Origin of the sequence: Paenarthrobacter sp. YJN-D (genome assembly GCF_015040335.1) — a bacterium.
Classification (GTDB): domain Bacteria; phylum Actinomycetota; class Actinomycetes; order Actinomycetales; family Micrococcaceae; genus Arthrobacter; species Arthrobacter nicotinovorans.
The window spans coordinates 1,545,517-1,564,903 of the sequence record NZ_CP053549.1 but is presented as its reverse complement, the minus strand read 5'-3'; the positions used below and the strand labels follow the sequence as shown (position 1 = coordinate 1,564,903).

Below are 19,387 nucleotides of genomic sequence, written 5' to 3'. Positions count from 1 at the left end.
TCAACCAGTTGCAGCCCGACGGTGAAAACGGCACCCGGGTTTCGGGGCGTCCGACGTCAAAAATCGCAGCATTCGGATACATGCCGCAATATGTATTTCTAGAACAGACTTCCAGAATTATTTCCTTTCACTCACTGGTCCGTCAAGGTTCGCTGTTCGCTATGTGGATTATTCCGGGGGTAGGATTCCAGAAAATAGGCAGTAGACACACCGGTCTTCGTTCTGACTGAGGGAGGAGCCCCACGATGGTCCGCAAGACCTCCGAAGTTGCCAGCAACGCGGGCTCCTGGCAGTGGACCCGGACGGCGGCTACGCAGCGCACCTTGCTGGACGCGGCGGCCGGGGTATTCGTGGAACATGGATTCACCAATGCCAGCATCTCGGACATTGTTTCCCGCGCAGGATCGAGCGTAGGCAGCCTCTACCACCACTTCGGCGGCAAGACCGAGCTGTTCCTTGCCCTGTGGAACGACTACCAGAATGAACATGAGCGACTGGTGGCTTCTGCAGTGGCCAAGGCACGCAAGGCAGGCGAGACAGACCCGCTGGCACTGTTCAACGTGGGCAGCCGCAGCTACTTCGACTACACCTGGAAGCACCGGGAACTGGAGAGGGTGTTCATTGAGGGCGACACTCCCCCGGGCTTCGAGGTTTTGCGGCGCGAGCGCGGACGCGAATGGGTCCGGCAGAACTCGGTCCTGCTCGGCGCCAGCGACGACACCCTCGGTCGATTGACGGTAGCGGTGATCACGGACATCGTGACTGTTTCGGGGCAGGAAGTGGCGTTGAGTGCCTCAAAGCGTGAGGCGGACGAGGTTGTGGGTGCGGCGGCCGAGCTGGTGGGCCGCTTGGTCCGCTGAGGCTCGGCCCTTAGTTGCCGTGAACGGCTTCCTGGGCAGCTCGCCTCGACCTGGTGATGGCCAATCCGACGACGCTACCTGCGGCGGCGAGGAAGAAGACCAGAACCAGCAGCGGTCCCGTCATCCCCGGGAAGAGCGGGCTACCACCCGTCAGGAAAATCGAGGCCAACAAACCCACCATCGACAGGCCGAATACGAGCGCCAGTGCTCTCTGCAGGCGGCTTTGCCTCATCAACAGTGACTCGCTTGTAGTGGCCATAAGTGGAGTCTATCCGGCTTCTCCACGGGTAGCTGCTCTGGGGGTAGTCGATGTCGCTGTACAGCGACAGAGGGAGGTTTCTCCATGGATTCCTCACCCGGCAGCCAACTGGAGTGCAGTGCGAGTAGACAAGCAGTCGCTTCGATGAGTCGTGAGAACATCATTGAGTGACCGACAGTACTTCGCTTGAACTGCCGCCCCTGTACGAGTCCTTGACCTGGCTTACCCCGCTCTCCGAAGAACGTGCTGCACACCTTGTGGCATTCCTGACCGACCCGGCGCCGGCTGAGGTTCTGGACATGGGGTGCGGATGGGGTGAACTGCTTCTTCGGGTCTTGGACTCGGCCCCGCAGGCTCGTGGACGCGGAGTGGACAGTGCTTCCGTGTTCATCAACCGGGCCAGGCAACAAGCCTTGGCTCGTGCACTGCTTGAGAGAGTGACTTTTGATTCAGTGCCCGGGCTGGAAGCCCAGGATCGGCCCGCAGACGCGGTCATCTGCATCGGTGCGAGCCAGATCTGGGGACCGCCGGTAGAGGACGCGCAGCCGCTTGACTACGCCGCAGCCCTGCGGGCCCTTCGGGCTTTGGTGCTGCCCGGCGGAAGGCTCGTCTATGGCGAGGCAATCTGGTCAGCAGCACCTCATCCCGCGGCCACCGCACCACTCGCTGGGCGTGATGACGAGTACCTGACAGAACATGCGCTACGCGATCAGATCAGGGCTGCTGGTTTCGAGGTAGTGGACCACGACCAGGCAAGCGTTCAGGAGTGGGACGTCTTTGAGGCCGGGTATCGCGACAGGTTCACCCGCTGGCTGGAAGCACATGATGCCGACCACCCCGCGGCAGAGCACGTCCGCGCGAGACATGAGGAACAGCGCGCTGCATATGAAGAAGGCTACCGAGGCGTGCTAGGGATGGCGTATTTCTGCTTACGGGGTTAGAAGTCCAGCAGACTGACGAGCAAGTCCATGCGTTCTGTGGCGGGAAGATCATCAACCGGATCTTGCCCAATCATCGACAACAGGGTCTGAGTTCATCCGTGCGGCCGCTGACCTGTCAGGCGTCCAAGTCCATGTTGGATGCCCGTCGATTACGGGCGCAACGTATCGATACCTGATCATGCAGTCCACGAGTAAGTATCCCTGGAGCCTCCAGCGATAGCATGCCGAATTCGACACCCCGCCCCGGTGAAGATTCCGGGTGTGCAATGATTCAGGTCATGGGGAACACGTTGAAGACGTTCTTCTTACGCTTCACGCCCCAGAGGCGCACTGATCCGTCCGCCCTCATAACAGCCACAGACTGTTGTACTTTCAAGATGTCAACGTCTTTTGGGTAGTCCTCTTTGGTGTGCGCGGCAAACTCTGCGGCGAATCGCTGGTTGATGAGGGGTGCAAGCTCTTTCTGCTTCCGCCACCCGTAAATGGAAAATGCCACGAACAGCGCGAATGAGATGAGCCTTAGGCTGAACCACGGAAGGTCCGGGACATCCGAACCCCCGAAAGAATCGATACCCCACAGAATCCAGAACACCAGGAAGGAAGCTGTGGCCAAGGTGCTGGCCGTTCTCGTTCTTTTAGCCTCGGGAAAGGCAACTGTAAAAGCGGTGTTGCCTTCATTCATAAGACGCCCCCGTATCGCCAAAAGACTCTGACGATAGAGTAACGCGGCGGGAGCCGGAATGCAGCACAGCTTGTCTACGCCCAGTTGAACTTGGTCACTTGGCCGCATCCCGGCCGGTAGATGTGTCCGGGTAACGATCTTTCACCGGACGCCGGGAGCCCCGTTGAGTGTTGTGCCTGACTCCAGCTGGGGAACGCTTTCGTCGTGGAGGATCACCGCAACGACGGTCTCGGTAGCATGCTCCGCAACGGGATCCTTCACGGTGCACCTTCCTACTGCCTCGTTGTGCAGTTTTTTCCAGGCTTCGATGAAGTCCGCGATCAAGTTTTGCCCACCCGACGCTTCCCTTAGCAGACGCCTTTAGATCCACCGGCCCTCTGCCAGGTCAGACCAGAACTCGATGCGATGCGGGGATGATTCTCGGTCAGCAGTGTTGAAGAACTCTCTTTGAAAGTAGGAGGCGAGATCGCTGCCGTAGTAGATGACATCAGTTTGATACACGGAAAAAACCGGGCTGCCGGCGGGTGCAGGAGCTGCGGGCATGAAACGGTGCGAATAGATCGGGACGAGGACAGGCACCGTGCGCAATCGCTGACGTGCCGCTGGGAGGGCTTCCTCAACTTCGGTTGGCCGCTCGCCCCATTCCTCAGGCCAGAAAGCACTCTCCCGAACGTCAAACAACACGCCATCGCGCGGCCAGTCGAGCCTCTTCTGAATTCCGACGGGGTCGCCCAGCCAATCAACCCAGCCAGGGCCTATAGGCATCGCCAGACTCAAAAACCGCGCATGATCAGGACTGAACTCGAACGAGAACTGCTCTTCAACATCCTCGAGCTGCCATGGCGATAAGCCCGGAGCCAGAGGAACCTTGGCCGCATAAAGCACCTCTAGGGCTTCTTCAACAAGAGAACTCACGCAATAAATCTAGCCGTAGGGTTACTCGTTCCAGTTCAACACGTCACGCTGCCAGTCGTGGTTCGAGTGCCGTCATGTATCGAGAAATTACTGCGACGGACTTCCGGAATGTCCACGGCAGTAATGCTCCCGCAAGCATCGGTCCCTTAACGGACGCCGAGAAGTGTGAATGACTTCCAGCCAGTTGGGATGATTTCCGCGGTTAGTGGACCGAAGGGGGAACTTCCGTGGTGTCGCAGGATCAAATACGCGAAGCGCTCTATGACCTCATACAGTTGCGTCGTCCATTAGCCGAGTTGTCAGCTCGATTGTTGACGTTTGAATGGTCTTCCCAAGAGGAGCTAGCCACTGCTTTCGCTCAGGATATCGGCCATGCCCTTGACGAATTCTGGGCTGGGAAGATCAGTGCAGATGATCTTTGCGCATGGGCGGAGGAGCTGCAGGGACGCGAAGATATTGCACTGAACCCGCAGGAACGCGATTTCTTGGCAGATGCACTCTTCCAGCTGTCCACGCCCGAGCTTTGCGGTCCCGCCGATGACGTGGGCTTACCACGTCTTCACACGTTCAGCAGCGGGACCACCGCGAACCTGGTGCGCGATTGATCAAAAGCTGGTCACCCTGCCACCTCTTTAGCATTGAGGACAAACCATTCCAATTAGTCGCCCGCATGGCAGCGGAGACTCCGATTCCGAACGCTGCTGAGCAAGCGTCACCCCCAAACACCCGGAACGTGAGCGAGCGTCCAGCCAAAACACGCGGGACGTGATAGAGCGTGGGGGTCAGCGCTCGGAGTGCGCCGCCAGGAAGGAGTAGACCTCGGTCTCGTCCACGCCCGGGAACGCGCCCGGAGGCATGGCGGCAAGCAGGTGCGAGTGGGCCCGGGCGGAAGGCCATGCGTTGCCGGCCCACTCGTTCGCCAAAGAAGCCGGGGGCCTCTTGCAGCAGTTCGGGTCCGGGCAGTTGGATGTGGCACGGGCAGTCGTTTCCCGGCCGCGGAACCACTTCACGTGCTGGTAGGGCACCCCGATGCTCAAAGAAAATTCACCGGCTGCCGAGCGCTCCGTCCGGGCCGTGCACCAGTACGTGCCCGACGGCGTATCCGTGTACTGGCTGTAGGCGCTGAACTTGTCCGGCACATCGAAAACGGCCCGGGATGTCCACGCTTTGCACGACGGTTGGCCCTCGATCGCCCCGGTGTGGTCCTGCGGGAAGGTCACGCCATCGTTCTCGTAGGCCTTGTAGATGATGCCCGACTGGTGGGTTTTCTGAAAGTGCGTGGTGATGCCCAGGTGCTTGGTGGCCAGGTTCGTGAACCGGTGCGCGGCGGTCTCGTAGGACACAGCGAAGGCGTCGCGGATGTCCTCCACAGCGATTTCCTTGGCGGCCTTGGCCTTTTGGAGGAACTCCACCGTGGCCTGCTCCGGCAGCAGCAATGCCGCAGCGAAGTAGTTAGTGGCCACCCGCTGCGCCAGGAAGTCCCCATAATTCCGCGGAGTTTCATGCCCCAGGACATAGTGACCCAGCGCCTGAAGCAGTACTGAGCGGGGGTCGTGATCCTGGCGCTGGTTCTGCGTCAGATAAATTCTGCGGTTCTTCAAATCGGTCACGGACCGCGTCGAGTGCGGCAGATCGCCCACGTGATGGAGGGAGAAACCAAGGTTCTCGGCGATGTCAGCAATGACGTGCTGGCTGAGCGGGCCGGTGGTGTACCCGACCCCTTTGAGGACCTTCTGTGCCTCGGCTTCATACTCGGGGAAATAGTTACCGCGCTCACGCATCATGGCACGCAACTCGCCGTTCGCGCGGCGGGCCTCTTCCGGCGTCGCGACTTGCTCGTTGAGTTTGCGTTCGAGTTCCTGAAGCAGCCCCACCTGCGACTCCAGAACATCCAGCGGAAGCCGCGAGCTGATGCGGATTTTGGGCAGGTTCAGCGACTCGTAGAGCGGTCCGCGCTGGTACCGTTCCAGCTCGATTTCCAAGGCAGCGCGACGGCTCGGCGGCTCCGCCCCGAGCAGTTGGTCGATGCTCACGTTGAGGGACGCAGCGAGCTGCTGAAGCAGCCCCAGTTTGGGTTCGCGCTTGCCGTTTTCGATCAGGCTCAGCTGGCTTGGCGCGGTCCCGACGGCGGCACTCAGGTCATCGAGCGTCAGTCCCGCCTGCTTGCGCAGATGGCGCACGCGGCGGCCAAGGCTGATGACGTCCAGTTCGGGGGACGCAGGGGACAACGACGGCGACGCGACTTCGCGGTTCCAGCTCACAGGCGACATTTCTTGAGAATACGCGAAGAAGTGCATTTCTTTCCATAGTTTTCCTCTAGCAACCCTCTCGGAAGTGCAGAAAAGTAGGTCTTACGAAAAAGAAATACAGACCCGGGTAAGCCGGCCGATGCAGCAAAGGTGCAGCGGAGGCCGGCCCGGGCACCACAGAGGAGATCAAGATGACCGCTTCATTTGAACCCGCAGAGCAGTCCGCAGAGCAGCAGGCAGCAGCGCTGGAACTCGAATGGTCCGCCAACCCGCGGTGGGAAGGCGTCACCCGTGATTACTCGGCTTCCGACGTCGTCCGCCTCCGTGGCCGCGTCTCCGAAGAGCACACCCTGGCCCGCCGCGGTTCCGAAAAGCTCTGGAAGCAGCTCACCGAGGAAGCTCCCACCGGCGGCTACACCAACGCCCTGGGCGCCCTAACCGGTAACCAGGCTGTGCAGCAGGTCAAGGCCGGCCTCCGCGCCATCTACCTCTCCGGCTGGCAGGTCGCCGCCGACGCCAACCTGTCGGGCCAGACCTACCCGGACCAGTCCCTGTACCCGGCCAACTCGGTGCCGCAGGTTGTCCGCCGCATCAACAACGCGCTGCTCCGTGCGGACCAGATCGAGTATGCCGAAGGCGTCAAGACCGTTGAAGACTGGCTGGTCCCGATCGTCGCCGACGCCGAAGCAGGCTTTGGTGGCCCGCTGAACGCCTACGAGCTCATGAAATCCATGATTACCGCAGGTGCCTCGGGCGTTCACTGGGAAGACCAGCTCGCTTCGGAAAAGAAGTGCGGCCACCTGGGCGGCAAGGTGCTGATCCCCACCCAGCAGCACATCCGGACCCTGAACGCAGCCCGCCTGGCAGCCGACGTCGCCGGTACCCCGACGGTGGTCATCGCCCGCACCGACGCCGAAGCAGCAACCCTGATCACCTCCGACGTTGACGAGCGCGACCAGGAATTCATCACCGGCGAACGTACCGCTGAGGGCTTCTACAAAGTCCGCAACGGAATCGAACCCTGCATCGCCCGCGCCAAGGCCTACGCACCGTACTCCGACCTCATCTGGATGGAGACCGGCACCCCGGACCTGGAGCTGGCCCGCAAGTTCGCCGAATCGGTCAAGGCCGAGTTCCCGGACCAGATGCTCTCCTACAACTGCTCCCCGTCCTTCAACTGGCGCAAGCACCTGGACGACACCACAATCGCCAAGTTCCAGCGCGAACTCGGTGCCATGGGCTTCACGTTCCAGTTCATCACTTTGGCCGGCTTCCACGCCCTGAACTACTCGATGTTCGACCTCGCCCACGGTTACGCCCGTGAAGGCATGAGCGCCTACGTCGAGCTCCAGGAGAAGGAATTCGCCTCCGAGTCCCGCGGCTACACCGCCACCAAGCACCAGCGCGAAGTCGGCACCGGCTACTTCGACGACATCGCAACCGCGCTCAACCCGAACGCATCCACCCTCGCACTGGTCGGATCGACCGAAGAGGGCCAATTCCACTAATCAAGCGCCCAAAGGTGAGCTGTTCGCTGAGCTCACCGGAAGGCACGACGGCGCTTGTCGCCTCCGGCCTGCGGACCGGTACCGCTCTGCCTGCTATTCCCCACGTCCCGGTTTCGACCTCGCTGAGCGAGGACGGACCGGGATGCAGGGCCCCTTTTACGCAGGCTGCCGCGGCACCGGCTCCTTGGCCTAGTGCCCACGCGACCCAAGCACCGCCGTCGAACATTTGCTTCTCATAGGAGAGATTGAAATGAACAGCTTCACTGACAACTTCACTATCAATGGCATCACTATCACCGCGCAGCCCATTTGCCGGCAGAACGAGGTTTTGACGCCGGATGCCCTTGAGTTCATTGGCAAGTTGCACAGGGCTACGGCGGATCGTCGTCAGGAGCTGATGCAGGCGCGGCATGCCCGCCGCAACCAGATTTCCGGTGGCCAGGATCCGCGGTTCCTGCCGCAGACCGAGGCCATCCGGAACGACCCGTCCTGGCGGGTCGCTCCCCCGGCACCGGGTTTGGAGGACCGCCGTGTTGAGATCACAGGACCGGTGGACAAGAAGATGACCATCAACGCCCTGAACTCCGGCGCGAAGGTGTGGCTGGCCGACATGGAGGACTCCTCCACGCCGACGTGGCGCAACGTCATCCAGGGCCAGCTGAACCTGACCGACGCGTTGGAGCGCCGGATCGATTTCACCTCTCCCGAGGGCAAGGAATACAAGCTCAAGGCGGCCGAGGATCTGCCCACCATCGTGGTCCGTCCCCGTGGCTGGCACCTGCCGGAGAAGCACATGCTGATTGACGGCAAACCCATCGCCGGCGGAATCGTGGACTTCGGACTGTTCTTCTTCCACAACGCCCGCCGCTTGCTGGCGCAGGGCAAAGGCCCATACTTCTACCTGCCCAAGATCGAGAACCACCTCGAGGCACGGCTGTGGAACGACATCTTTGTCCTGGCCCAGGATCTGCTCGGCATCCCGCAGGGCACCATCCGCGCCACGGTGTTGATCGAGACCATCACGGCAGCGTTCGAGATGGAAGAGATCCTCTACGAACTGCGGGACCACGCAGCTGGTTTGAACGCCGGCCGCTGGGACTACATCTTCTCCCTGATCAAGAACTTCCGGACCCGCGGACCGCGTTTCGTGCTCCCGGACCGCGGCCAGGTGACCATGACCCAGCCGTTCATGCGGGCCTACACCGAGCAACTGGTCCGGGCCTGCCACCGCCGCGGTGCCATGGCGATCGGTGGCATGGCTGCCGCTGTTCCCAACCGCAAGGACGAGGCCGCCAACACCGCCTCGTTCGAGAAGGTCCGTGCGGACAAGACCCGTGAAGCCAACGACGGTTTCGACGGCTCCTGGGTTGCCCACCCGGACCTGGTGCCGGTGTGCCGCGAAGTGTTCGACTCAGTTCTCGGAGACCGCCCCAACCAGCTGGACCGTTCCCGCGAGGACGTCACCCCGGATGACCGTGCGCTGATCGACATCTCCACCACCGAGGGCACCATCACGGAGGCCGGGGTACGCCTGAACATCGAGGTAGGCATCCGCTACATCGAGTCCTGGCTGCGGGGCAACGGCGCTGTGGCAATTCACAACCTCATGGAGGACGCCGCCACCGCCGAAATTTCGCGGTCCCAGCTGTGGCAGTGGATCCACTCCCACGCCATCACCGACCAGGGCGACATCATCAGCCGTGAATGGGTAGAGGACATGTTGGACGAGGAATTCGCCCGCCTGGAACGCTTCGATGGGGATCGCTTTGCAGATGCCCGCGCCATCTTCGAGGAAGTCACCCTGGCTGAGGAATTCCCCACCTTCCTGACCATCCCCGCCTACGCCCGTTTCCTCACCGAGGCCCGTGAAGAGGCCACGGAAGAGGAACTCGTCGCCGCCTAGCTGCACTGTACTGGTCGTCGACACGCCAAGCCCCGACGCTGGGCTGCCTGCACTCTTCGCAACAAGTGACCCCGATGGTCGGGGAGGCAGCCCAGCAACGGGGCTTTTCCATGCTCAAAGCCCTCCGGATTCGATGGTTCGCTGCACACCATGCCGTGCGCACGGCATCCTGTGCAGCGAACCCCCGAATCAGCCGCTGGAGGGGCCCAGCCGGCCCGGCCCGGCCTCTAGCGCTGCCGGGCCACCCAGCGCACGGACAACGTGGTGCACACGCAGAACGCGAGCACCGATCCGAGGATCACGAAGAGCGGACCCGTCCAGCCGTCGGTAACACTGTGCACGTATCCGACAACGGTGGGCGCCAGGGCAGCAAAACAGTAGCCAACACCCTGGACCACGGCGGACATCTTTCCTGCGGCGGCCTGCGAGCGGGCGAACTTGATGATCGCAATGAAAATCACCGTGATTCCACCACCTTGGGCAACGCCTCCCAGCGAGGACCACAACCACCAGAAGCCCGGTGCCAGCAACAAGCCAACGGGAACGGTCAGCCACATCGCACTCAAGGTGACCGCAACCGTCGTCGTACTGGTGAAACGGGCCAGGAGCGGAACGCCCAGGCCGCCCACAATCGCGAAGATCTGGAAGAGCGAGGAGCCCGCGCCGGCCTCGGCCGTGCCCATGGCGAGTTCGTCGGACAGGAAGCTTGGCAGCCACGCGGTGACGCCGTAGTAGGAGAACGCCTGGCCGGCGAAACCGAGCGTCAGGCCGACGGTCAACCAGCCCACCCCCGCAACGGGTCCCGAACCTGAAGGAACGGCAGCCTCAACCGCGGCTGGGACAAAGGCCCGGCGCGTACCCACTGTGGGCACCCAAAACAGGATTGCCGCCAAGGCCAGCAGCGCGCTGGCAGCCAAGGAAAGCCGCCACCCCACCAGCTCGGCCAGCGGAGCCGTGGCTACGGAGGTGAGGAACGAACCGATGTTCAGGGCCGCGGTGTAGACGCCCATCGCTGTCGCTTGCCGGCGGGGAGCGAAGTCGCGGCGGATGATCAGCGGCACGGCGATGTTGCCGATGGTGATGGCCACGCCAATGACCACTGTGCCGGCCATGACCAGGGCGCCACCGCCGCTGGAACGGATCACCACACCGGCCAGCACGCCGAGCAACGTGAGCATGACGGCGAATTCGGCGCCCAGCCGGCGTCCGGCCAACGAAGCCAACGGCGAAGCCAGGGAGAAGCAGAGCACGGGGATGCCTGTCAGCAGTCCGAGTTCAACCGGGGAGAAGCCAAGGTCCTGTCGGAGCAGATCCACTACGGGCGCCACGGCGACGAACGGTCCGCGCATGTTCAAGGCAATCAGCCCTATGCAGGCGAGGATCAGCCAGCCTCGGGGAACTTTGGCGAGGAACTGGCTCATGGTGCGGACCGGAAAGGGACAGGAAGCGTTTTCATCAGTTTCATTGCTATCACGCTCCCGGCCGCCCCACGGCATCCATGAAGGCCTAGCCCGTCGCTTGGAGTGTGGCCTCAATCACCGCAGGCGAGAGAACGTACTGGGTCACCATCTGGCTGGCACCCAGGATCGCGGAGCGGTCTCCGGCCATGGAAATGCCGATCCGAAGATGCGTGGTGGCCAACGGCAACGACCGCCGGTAGACCACTTCGCGGATTCCGGCCACCAGGTGTTCGCCGGCCTCCCCCACGCTGCCGCCAATGATGATCATGGAGGGGTTGAGCAGGTTGACCACGGTTGCCAGGACATCTCCGACATCGCGTCCGGCCTGTCGCAGCGCCTGGATAGCCTGGAGGTTTCCCTCGCCCACGAGCCGCAGGACATCGGCGCCGTTGGTGGCTTCCAGCCCCTGCGTTTGCAGTTGATGCGCGACGGCGGGACCGGAGGCGAGCGCTTCAAGGCACCCGTAGTTGCCGCAGCGGCAGAGGACGTCGTCGCCACGTGGCACCCGGACGTGGCCGAGGTCGCCGGCGGTGCCGTTGGCACCCCGCTGCAGCTCACCACTGCTGATGATGCCCGCACCGATGCCGGTGGCCACCTTGATGAACAGGAAATTGTCGTGGTCCGGCCAGTAGGCGGTCCGCTCCCCCAGGGCCATGATGTTGACGTCGTTGTCCACCAGTACGGGAACAGGCAGCGAGCGCTGAACGTAAGTGACGACGTCGAATCCGTCCCAGCCCGGCATGATCGGCGGCTTCACGGGCCGTCCGGTGTCATGCTCCACGGGCCCGGGGAGGCCGATGCCTATCCCGGCGAGGTCGCCCGGTTCCCGCCCGGCTTCGGCAAGCAGCTCCCGGCCTGCTGAAACCACGCGGCCCAGCACTACCTCGGGACCGTCTGCGACTTCCTGTCCCAGCCGGCGCTCCGCCAGGATGCTGCCCCCGAGGTCGGTGACGGCAACAATCACGTGGGTCGCTCCGACGTCGACCGCCAGCACGACGCGCGCGGCCGGGTTGAAGGCAAAGCGCGACGGCGGCCTGCCGCCGCTGGAGCTTGCCTCACCGGCCGGGCCGACCAGCCCGGAGTTGATCAGGGCGTCGATGCGGGAAGCGACGGTTGAGCGGGCAAGTCCGGTGGTGAGGGCGAGTTCGGCGCGTGTCCGGGCTTGGCCGTCGCGGAGAAGTTGGAAGAGATCGCCAGCGCGCGACAGGTTGCCGGCCTCTAAGACCATGGTGTTTCCGGCGTCGTTTCCGGGTGCTGGAGTCATGCATTTAGTGAAGCACGATTGCTTATGCATGTCATGCAATGAAAGTTTGTCGGCCATATTTCAACTTTTGCTTGACGATCGACAAAAGTCCCCCTAGGTTGTGATGAGCAGCACATCACGACGCTCGATGTCAGGGATCCACAGCATCGATCCCTCCCGTTCCGCTCATGCGCCAGTCCGCTTACGAAGAGGTAACTGAACTTGTCCAGCCCTACAGACGCCACCCGAATCCTGGGTGTTGGCATCCTCGGCGCCGGCCCGGTCACCCAGGCCATCCACCTGCCATCCTTGGCGCGTTTGGACCACATCCTGTCTGTCCGCCACATCATGGATGTCGACCCCAAGGTGGCTGAGTCCGTTGCCGCCCGCGTTGGCGCCACCCACAGCACCAGCATCGACGCCCTTCTGGGTGACCCGGACGTGGACATCGTGGCCATCTGCAGCCCCCACCAGTTCCACGCCGAGCAAGTCATCGCAGCATGCCACGCCGGCAAGAAGGCTGTCCTTTGCGAGAAGCCCTTCGCCATGAACGCCGAAGAAGCTGCCCGCATTTCGGCGGTCAGCGCGGAAACCGGAGTACCGATCATCGTGGGCGCCATGCACACCTTCGATCCCGGCTGGCTCGCCGCCCGGAACAACTGGGGCGAACTTCCGGAGAAGGCACACACGATCCGTTCCTCCATCGTCCTCCCGCCCAACTCACGGTTTGAGGACTTTGCCACAGAGATCATCACCCGTCCCGCCGGCGGTGCCCCCGACTACTCGGACCCCGAGGTCATCAAAGGCGCACTCCGCGGCGGGGTCATGGGGCTCGCCATTCACGACCTCCCCTTGATCCGCAGGTTCACGCCGGACTTCAAGGACATCGAAGTGCTTGAAGCACGCCATGTCCGCCCGTTCGGCTACGTCATCTCCCTCCGGACCCCCACCCGGACCATTGAGCTCCGCGCAGCTATGAACAACACCTGGAAGCCCGAATGGAGCTTCGAAGCCCTGTCCGACGACGAGTCCCTCCGCATCGACTTCACCCCGTCGTACGTCCAGGCCGGCTCAGCGGTGGCAACGTTCTCCCGCGGGTCGCAGAAAACCATCCTTGGCCCCTTTGAGCACAACGGTTACGAAGGCGAATGGCGCGAACTCGCGGCCCTCGCCGCCGGCACCAAGCAGCCGCCGTCTGCCCAAACCCTGATTGACGACCTCACGTTCGCGTTGGACATCGCCGAGGCCACGGTGGCCACCCTTGATCGCCGGACGGTAGTACAGCCCGCAGTCTCCGAAGGAGTCCACGCATGAGCGCCGCCGCCTTCGAGCACTACACAGTCCAGGCCACACCCGAGGCGCAGAAAGCAGGCGCCGTTGCCTTGGCAGTGGCTTCCCTGCCCGAATCGTTCGGCCCGGCCATGGATGAGAACAGCGCCGACGTCCAGGTCATCGCCGGACAGCCCGGCTGGACCCGGCACGCCGTGGAAGCCATCAGTGCGGGAGCCCGCGGCATCGTGGTGGTCAACCCTTCACCCGAAAACGTCAACGAGCTCACAGAGACGGCAGCACGGCACAAATCGGCCGTGGTCCTCGACCAACGTTGGGCGTCCAACCCGGCCACCGCGGCAGCCGAGGACGCAGTCCGGTCCATGGCCGGCCGCGCCGTAGTCCTCGACGTCGTCGCCACCGCTCCGGTGGGAACCGACAGCGGCGCGTTGCTCGCGGACCAACTTGCCGCCGTCGTGCGTCTCACCGGACCGCTGGGAAACCTCAGGCTCCTGGACCGCAGGCCGCACGGCTACACCGCGACGGCGGTACTCGCCAACGGCGCACCGGTGGCCCTGCAGGGCATCCTTTCCAACGCCCGGCCCGCAAGCGTCACCATCACCATGCTGACAGACGACGGCGGCGCCGCCGTTTCGCTGCCGGATCCGGTGGCTGCCTGGCCGGCCACCGTGAAAGTCACCGGTCCGCACGGTGAACTGCTTCTGCCAACGATCTACGAATCCGCTCACCGCGCCACCTGGCGCCGGCTCAAGGAACACCTCGACGCCGGCACCCTCCCCTCGGATCTGCAGCAGTTCGCTGCGGTTTCGGAATCCATCGCAACCCTCACCTGAAACACCAGCACCTCCGTTCCACCAGCCATTCAGTATCCGTTGCCCTACTCAAAGTTGAGCTGGACCGGCAAACCAACGCACAGCGTCGCCGGTCCCGAAAGGAATCACTATGAATGTTCAGTCCGCAGCCACCCGGTCCTTCTCCCGCCGCAATTTCCTCGGCCTGTCCGCGGCGGCCGCTTCCGTGCCGCTGCTGGCAGCCTGCGGCGGAGGCTCGGCTACCCAGGGCGGAGGTGGCGGCGCCGGTGGAACGGTCAAGTTCTGGGACATGCCGTGGGCCACCCCCGCCTACAACGAATCCGCCAAGAAGATCGCAGAAGGCTTCTCCGGCGCGAACAACGCCAAGGCCAACTACCAGATCATCCAGTGGAACAACTTCTACCAGACGTTCTCCTCGGCCATCGCTTCCAAGACCGGCCCGGCCGTTTCCACCGGCGGCGGCTTCCAGGCCTTCCAGTTCGAGCAGCAGGGCCAGATCGCGTACGCCGACAAAGTCATTGAAAAGCTGAAGTCCAACGGTCAGTTCGATGACTTCCTACCCGGCGTGCTGGACCCGTTCAAGTCCGACAAGGGATACGTCGCCGTGCCGTGGCAGTTGGACATGCGCGTGTTCTGGTACCGGAAGTCCCTGTTCGAGAAGGCGGGCGTGTCGCTGCCCACCGACTGGCCGTCCCTGCTTGAAGCCGGCAAGGCGCTGAAGAAGGTCGGCGCGTTCGGCTTCGCCACGGGCGCCGGTTCGGGCAACAACTACGGCAACCACTCGATGATCATGATGATGGTCAACAACGGCGGCGGTGTCTGGAACAAGGACGGCGAGCTGGACCTCCTGAACGACCGCAACGTGGAAGCCATCGAATTCGTCCGCGAGCTTGTCTCCAACGGCATCGTGGATCCCGCAGCCGTCAGCTACACAACGGACAACATGTCAGCACAGTGGAAGGACGGCAAGGCCGGCTTCGGCCTGTTCCAGGTCAACGTTCCGCAACGCGTCGGCGACACCTCCGGAGACCTGCTGGTGGCCGACCCCATCACCGGTCCGCACGGTGACAAGGCAACCATCGTGTTCCCGAACAACATCATGATGTACAAGAACACCCCGTCGCAGGAAGCCTCGGAAGAGTTCCTTGTGTACTACCTGGGCCAGCTCAAGGAACTGTGGAAGCAGAAGCTCATGTCCGCACTGCCCGTCTTCAAGTCGATCACCGAGCTGCCCGAGTTTGCCGACGACCCCAACAACGTCAAGATCGTCAAGGACTGGCAGCCGATCGCCAAGACCTTCGCAGCCCAGGGCAGCACGCTCAACGCAAACCTCGCAGCCCTTGACGGCGGCCAGGCGCTGAACCAGTTCAGCCAGTCGATCCTTACCGGCCAGGCAGCTGATGCCAAGAGCGCCCTGCAGGCCTTCCAGTCCGGCCTCGAATCGGTCTTGAAGAAGTAGAACGGTACCTCTGCCATGTCATCAACTACTGCAACATCGGGCCTGTCCCGGGCCCGCCGGGGAGTGGCCCCCGGCGGCTCGGGGGCCGGCCCCGGCAAACGCAAGAGCAAACTCAGCGCGCAGACCACCCGTACTTTCTTCTGGCTGTTGCTGCCTTCGGTGGTGCTGCTGGTCCTGATCCACGGCTACCCGCTGATCCACGCCGCGGTACAGGCCACCCACGACGGCGACCTCCTCCAGACGGGCAACTTCGTGGGCGGCGAGAACTTCGCCAGCGTCCTGTCCTCCCCCGCGTTCTGGAAAGCTGCACAGTTCACGCTCTGGTTCACGATTGTCGGAGTCTTCGGCTCCTGGCTGGTAGGACTGGGCCTGGCCCTGCTGCTGCGGACCAGGATCCCCGCAGGCAATACCTTCAAGGTCCTCTTGCTCCTGCCGTGGGTAGTGCCGATCGTCGTCTCCTCCACCGCCTGGAACTGGTTGGTGGCCACCCCCGACAGCCTGATCCCGTCGATCTTCCGCGGGCTGGGACTGGGGACCCCGCTGTTCCTGGCCGACCCCACACTGGCATCCATCACCGTGATGGTGTTCAAGGTCTGGGTCTCTTTCCCCTTCATGATGATGATGATCTCCGCGGCCCTGGCCTCGGTGGACACCACCGTCTACGAAGCGGCCAGCATGGACGGCGCCTCCAAGTGGCAGCAGTTCACGCAGATCACGCTCCCGCTGATCGCCCGCTCCACGTACATCTCATGGATCCTCATGACGATCTTCTGCGTCAATGACTTCCCGACCATCTACCTGCTCACCGGCGGCGGCCCCGTCAGTGCCACCACCTCCTTGGTGGTCCTTGCCTACCGCACGGTCTTCCAGGACTTCGCCACCGGCCCCGGCGTCGCCATCGCCTTCCTGATGACCATGACCCTGGTGGTCATTTCCGTCATCCTGTACCGCCAGATCCGAAAGTCGAGCGTCGAATAATGAGCACAGTACTTCACGCCCACCCCGAATCCGGTCCCGCCCTGGGTATCACCGATTCCGGAAAAACCCGCCGGGTGCTCTCGGAAGCCGGTATGCGCGGACGCTGGTGGAGGTTCGCCCTGATCCTGGCCATCACGGTGATCGTCCTGGTCCCCATCATGGTCACTGTGGTCCTTGCCTTCACTCCCGGAGCCAACAGCACCGCCACCGGGTTTACTTTCGAGAACCTGGCCAACGTGTTCAACGGGACGCTCGCCGCCACCTGGCTGCAGAACAGCCTGGTCACCACGCTGTCCACTGTCCTGGTTTCGGTCGCGGTGGCCGCTCCCGCCGGCTACGTCCTCTCCCGCGGACGTTCCAAGGCAGTGTCCGGTTACTCACTGCTCCTGTTCGTCATGCAGTCCCTGCCGATCATCACTTCCGTGGTCCCCCTCTTCATCCTCTTCGCTGCCATGGGCCTGGTGGACAACCTCCTGGGCATCACCATCATCTACGTCGGTTCCACCATGACCGTGGCTACCTGGATGATGGCCGCCTACTTCGACTCCATCCCCATCAGCCTCGAAGAAGCCTCCTGGATCGATGGCTGCTCAGTCTTCGGATCCTTCACCAAGGTGGTGCTCCGCAACTCACTGCCGGGCATCCTCTCCACCGCGATCTTCGCCTTCCTGCTCGCCTGGAACGATTACCTGGTTGCCATCGTGTTCCTCCGTTCCAACGAGATCTTCACCCTGCCCATGGGTGTCCAATCCTTCTTCCAGCAAAACGCGACTGACTGGACATCCGTCATGGCCCTGGCCGTGGTCATGATGCTGCCGCCGATCATTGTTTTCGCCACCCTGAACAAGTACTTCAGCGTCGGCGGAATCGGCGGCTCCCTGGCCGGCCGCTGATTAGACTGGCGCCAAGTCCCCGAACTCCCGGAAAACCACTCCCGAAAAGGAAACCCATGTCTTACTCACTCCAGCTGTACACCCTCCGCAACGCCATCCAGGAGGACCTGCCTGGAACCATCAGGAAGGTCGCTGAGATCGGCTACACGCAGGTGGAGCCGTACAACTTCGTGGCCACAGCTTCGGAACTCGGCAAGGCTTTGAAGGAGAACGGCCTGACCGCTCCGTCCGGTCACGCCCCGCTCCTGTCACAGGACCAGGACGAAATTTTCGCTGCCGCCAAAGAGCTGGGCATCACCACCGTCATCGATCCGTTCCTCCCGGCTGAGCACTGGCAGGATGCGGAAACCATCCAAGGCACGGCAGCCAAGCTCAACGCCGCCGCGAAGAAAGGCGCCGAGTACGGCATCCGGGTTGGTTACCACAACCACGCCTGGGAGCTACAGTCCACCGTCGAAGGCACCACTGCGCTTGAATACTTCGAAGGACTGCTGGATCCGGAACTCGTCCTCGAGGTAGACACGTACTGGGCAGCCGTCGGAGGCCAGGACCCCGTCGAATTGCTGGCCCGCCTGGGTGACCGGGTCAAGCTCATCCACATCAAGGATGGCCCCGGCAACACCGACACCAAAGCCCAGCAGCCCGCCGGCCAGGGCACCATTCCGGTGCTGGATGTCATCGCAGCTGCCAAGTCCCTGGAAGTGGGCGTGGTGGAGTTCGACGATTATTCGGGCGACATCTTCGAAGGAATCACGGAGAGCCTCGCATTCCTCAACGCAGAATCGGCAGGGGCCAAGGCATGAGCTTCACACCCTCAACCCGCAAGGGCCCCGTAGGCGTCGCCGTCATCGGCGCGGGCAACATCAGCAAGCAGTACCTGGATAACCTCACCACCTTCCCGGACGTCAAAGTCCTGGTGATCGCCGACCTGTTCGAAGAGGCAGCCAAGGCCCGCGCCGAGGAATACGGGATCGCCGAGTTTGGCGCGCCGGAGCTGGCACTGAACCATCCCGACGTCGAAATCATTGTGAACCTGACCATTCCTGCGGCGCACGTCGAGGTAGCCACCGCTGCCGTCAACGCGGGCAAGCACGTATGGACTGAGAAGCCGTTCTCGCTGGACCGTGAATCCGGTCTGGGCCTCCTCAAGGCCGCAGATGCAGCGGGAATCCGCCTCGGAACCGCACCGGACACGTTCCTGGGTGCCGGCCTGCAGACCGCGCGCCGCATCATTGAACGCGGTGACATCGGCACGCCACTGACCGGCATGACTACGTTCCAGACCCCGGGTCCGGAATCCTGGCACCCGAACCCGGCCTTCCTGTTCCAACACGGCGCCGGCCCGCTGTTCGACATGGGTCCGTACTACCTCACGGCCCTGATCCAGACCTTCGGCTCCGTCCGCAAGGTGGCCGCCGTCGGCTCCTCCGCCAAGGCCACCCGCGTCATCGGTTCCGGACCCAAGGCCGGCGAGGAGTTCGCCGTCGAGGTTCCCACGCATGTGTCCGCGATGGCGCAGTTCGAAGGCGGACAGTCCAGCCACAGCGTGTTCTCCTTCGAGTCGCCGCGCCTCCGGATGGGCTTCGTGGAAATCACCGGCACTGAGGCGACCCTCTCACTGCCGGACCCGAACTATTTCGACGGCGAGCTGAAGCTCTGGCGTCCAGGCGCGGAAGAACCCGAGATCATCGCCGCAACCGGCCCCGCCAACGGCCGCGGCCTGGGTGTGCTGGACATGGCCCGTGCGCTTCGGGCCGGAACTCCGCACCGCGCCACCGGCGATCTGGCCTACCACGTGTTGGACAGCATGGTCTCGATCGCCGAGTCCGTGGAATCGGGCACGTTCGTGGATGTCACCAGCAACGCGCCGGCCTCGGCGGCAGTCCCTGAGGACTGGGCTCCCGAAACCGCCACACTCTAAGTCCGCAGCAACAG

At 63.0% G+C, this 19,387-nt stretch carries 18 protein-coding genes; 12 read left to right on the top strand and 6 right to left on the bottom strand.

Annotated features, from left to right (window positions below):
- Window positions 1-245 precede the first annotated feature (245 nt).
- Complete coding sequence (locus HMI60_RS07450) at window positions 246-860, top strand: TetR/AcrR family transcriptional regulator (protein WP_193590854.1); 615 nt, start codon at window positions 246-248, stop codon at window positions 858-860.
- 10 nt (window positions 861-870) lie between these two features.
- Here HMI60_RS07450 and HMI60_RS07445 read toward each other — a convergent pair whose 3' ends face one another.
- A complete protein-coding gene (locus HMI60_RS07445) occupies window positions 871-1,119 on the bottom strand; it encodes a hypothetical protein (RefSeq protein ID WP_193590853.1) in 249 nt (82 codons plus the stop codon).
- A 167-nt stretch (window positions 1,120-1,286) separates the two neighbouring features.
- On the opposite strand from HMI60_RS07445, the gene HMI60_RS07440 reads away from it, so the two are divergent.
- Window positions 1,287-2,060 (top strand): cyclopropane-fatty-acyl-phospholipid synthase family protein, encoded by a 774-nt coding sequence (locus HMI60_RS07440; protein ID WP_193590852.1) that lies wholly within the window; start codon window positions 1,287-1,289, stop codon window positions 2,058-2,060.
- 271 nt (window positions 2,061-2,331) lie between these two features.
- Here the strand turns inward: HMI60_RS07440 and HMI60_RS07435 are convergent, their stop codons facing one another.
- Window positions 2,332-2,742, bottom strand: a complete 411-nt coding sequence (locus HMI60_RS07435) for a hypothetical protein (RefSeq protein WP_193590851.1) — start codon at window positions 2,740-2,742, stop codon at window positions 2,332-2,334.
- Between the two features lie 360 nt (window positions 2,743-3,102).
- Complete coding sequence (locus HMI60_RS07430; RefSeq protein ID WP_039239649.1) at window positions 3,103-3,657, bottom strand: hypothetical protein; 555 nt, start codon at window positions 3,655-3,657, stop codon at window positions 3,103-3,105.
- Between the two features lie 227 nt (window positions 3,658-3,884).
- Between HMI60_RS07430 and HMI60_RS07425 the strand changes: the two genes are divergently transcribed.
- Window positions 3,885-4,262: a hypothetical protein gene (locus HMI60_RS07425; protein ID WP_039239648.1), complete on the top strand. Its 378-nt coding sequence runs from the start codon at window positions 3,885-3,887 to the stop codon at window positions 4,260-4,262.
- 177 nt (window positions 4,263-4,439) lie between these two features.
- On the opposite strand, the gene HMI60_RS07420 is transcribed toward HMI60_RS07425, so the two are convergent.
- Entirely contained in the window at window positions 4,440-5,954 is a 1,515-nt protein-coding gene (locus HMI60_RS07420) for an XRE family transcriptional regulator (RefSeq protein ID WP_020608529.1), read from the bottom strand.
- A 143-nt stretch (window positions 5,955-6,097) separates the two neighbouring features.
- Between HMI60_RS07420 and aceA the strand changes: the two genes are divergently transcribed.
- On the top strand, window positions 6,098-7,414 hold the full coding sequence (gene aceA, locus HMI60_RS07415) for an isocitrate lyase (protein WP_018778036.1): 1,317 nt from the start codon (window positions 6,098-6,100) through the stop codon (window positions 7,412-7,414).
- Between the two features lie 250 nt (window positions 7,415-7,664).
- Window positions 7,665-9,317, top strand: a complete 1,653-nt coding sequence (gene aceB, locus HMI60_RS07410; RefSeq protein ID WP_193590850.1) for a malate synthase A — start codon at window positions 7,665-7,667, stop codon at window positions 9,315-9,317.
- Window positions 9,318-9,544: 227 nt separating this feature from the next.
- Here the strand turns inward: aceB and HMI60_RS07405 are convergent, their stop codons facing one another.
- Complete coding sequence (locus HMI60_RS07405) at window positions 9,545-10,738, bottom strand: CynX/NimT family MFS transporter (protein WP_110504932.1); 1,194 nt, start codon at window positions 10,736-10,738, stop codon at window positions 9,545-9,547.
- An 85-nt stretch (window positions 10,739-10,823) separates the two neighbouring features.
- Window positions 10,824-12,041: an ROK family transcriptional regulator gene (locus HMI60_RS07400; protein ID WP_018778039.1), complete on the bottom strand. Its 1,218-nt coding sequence runs from the start codon at window positions 12,039-12,041 to the stop codon at window positions 10,824-10,826.
- A 201-nt stretch (window positions 12,042-12,242) separates the two neighbouring features.
- On the opposite strand from HMI60_RS07400, the gene HMI60_RS07395 reads away from it, so the two are divergent.
- From HMI60_RS07395 to HMI60_RS07365, 7 genes are all read left to right on the top strand, one after another.
- On the top strand, window positions 12,243-13,334 hold the full coding sequence (locus HMI60_RS07395) for a Gfo/Idh/MocA family protein (protein WP_193590849.1): 1,092 nt from the start codon (window positions 12,243-12,245) through the stop codon (window positions 13,332-13,334).
- Window positions 13,331-14,143 (top strand): hypothetical protein, encoded by an 813-nt coding sequence (locus HMI60_RS07390; protein WP_193590848.1) that lies wholly within the window; start codon window positions 13,331-13,333, stop codon window positions 14,141-14,143. The genes HMI60_RS07395 and HMI60_RS07390 overlap by 4 nt, the downstream gene beginning before the upstream one ends.
- A 109-nt stretch (window positions 14,144-14,252) precedes the next feature.
- Entirely contained in the window at window positions 14,253-15,581 is a 1,329-nt protein-coding gene (locus tag HMI60_RS07385) for an ABC transporter substrate-binding protein (protein ID WP_018778042.1), read from the top strand.
- A gap of 15 nt (window positions 15,582-15,596) precedes the next feature.
- On the top strand, window positions 15,597-16,559 hold the full coding sequence (locus tag HMI60_RS07380) for a carbohydrate ABC transporter permease (protein WP_018778043.1): 963 nt from the start codon (window positions 15,597-15,599) through the stop codon (window positions 16,557-16,559).
- Window positions 16,559-17,452 carry a carbohydrate ABC transporter permease gene (locus tag HMI60_RS07375; RefSeq protein ID WP_018778044.1) on the top strand — a complete coding sequence of 298 codons (894 nt, stop codon included), beginning with the start codon at window positions 16,559-16,561 and terminating at the stop codon, window positions 17,450-17,452. The genes HMI60_RS07380 and HMI60_RS07375 overlap by 1 nt, the downstream gene beginning before the upstream one ends.
- A gap of 56 nt (window positions 17,453-17,508) precedes the next feature.
- Window positions 17,509-18,255 (top strand): sugar phosphate isomerase/epimerase, encoded by a 747-nt coding sequence (locus tag HMI60_RS07370; RefSeq protein WP_193590847.1) that lies wholly within the window; start codon window positions 17,509-17,511, stop codon window positions 18,253-18,255.
- A complete protein-coding gene (locus HMI60_RS07365; RefSeq protein WP_055976951.1) occupies window positions 18,252-19,373 on the top strand; it encodes a Gfo/Idh/MocA family protein in 1,122 nt (373 codons plus the stop codon). The genes HMI60_RS07370 and HMI60_RS07365 overlap by 4 nt, the downstream gene beginning before the upstream one ends.
- Window positions 19,374-19,387: the final 14 nt, after the last annotated feature.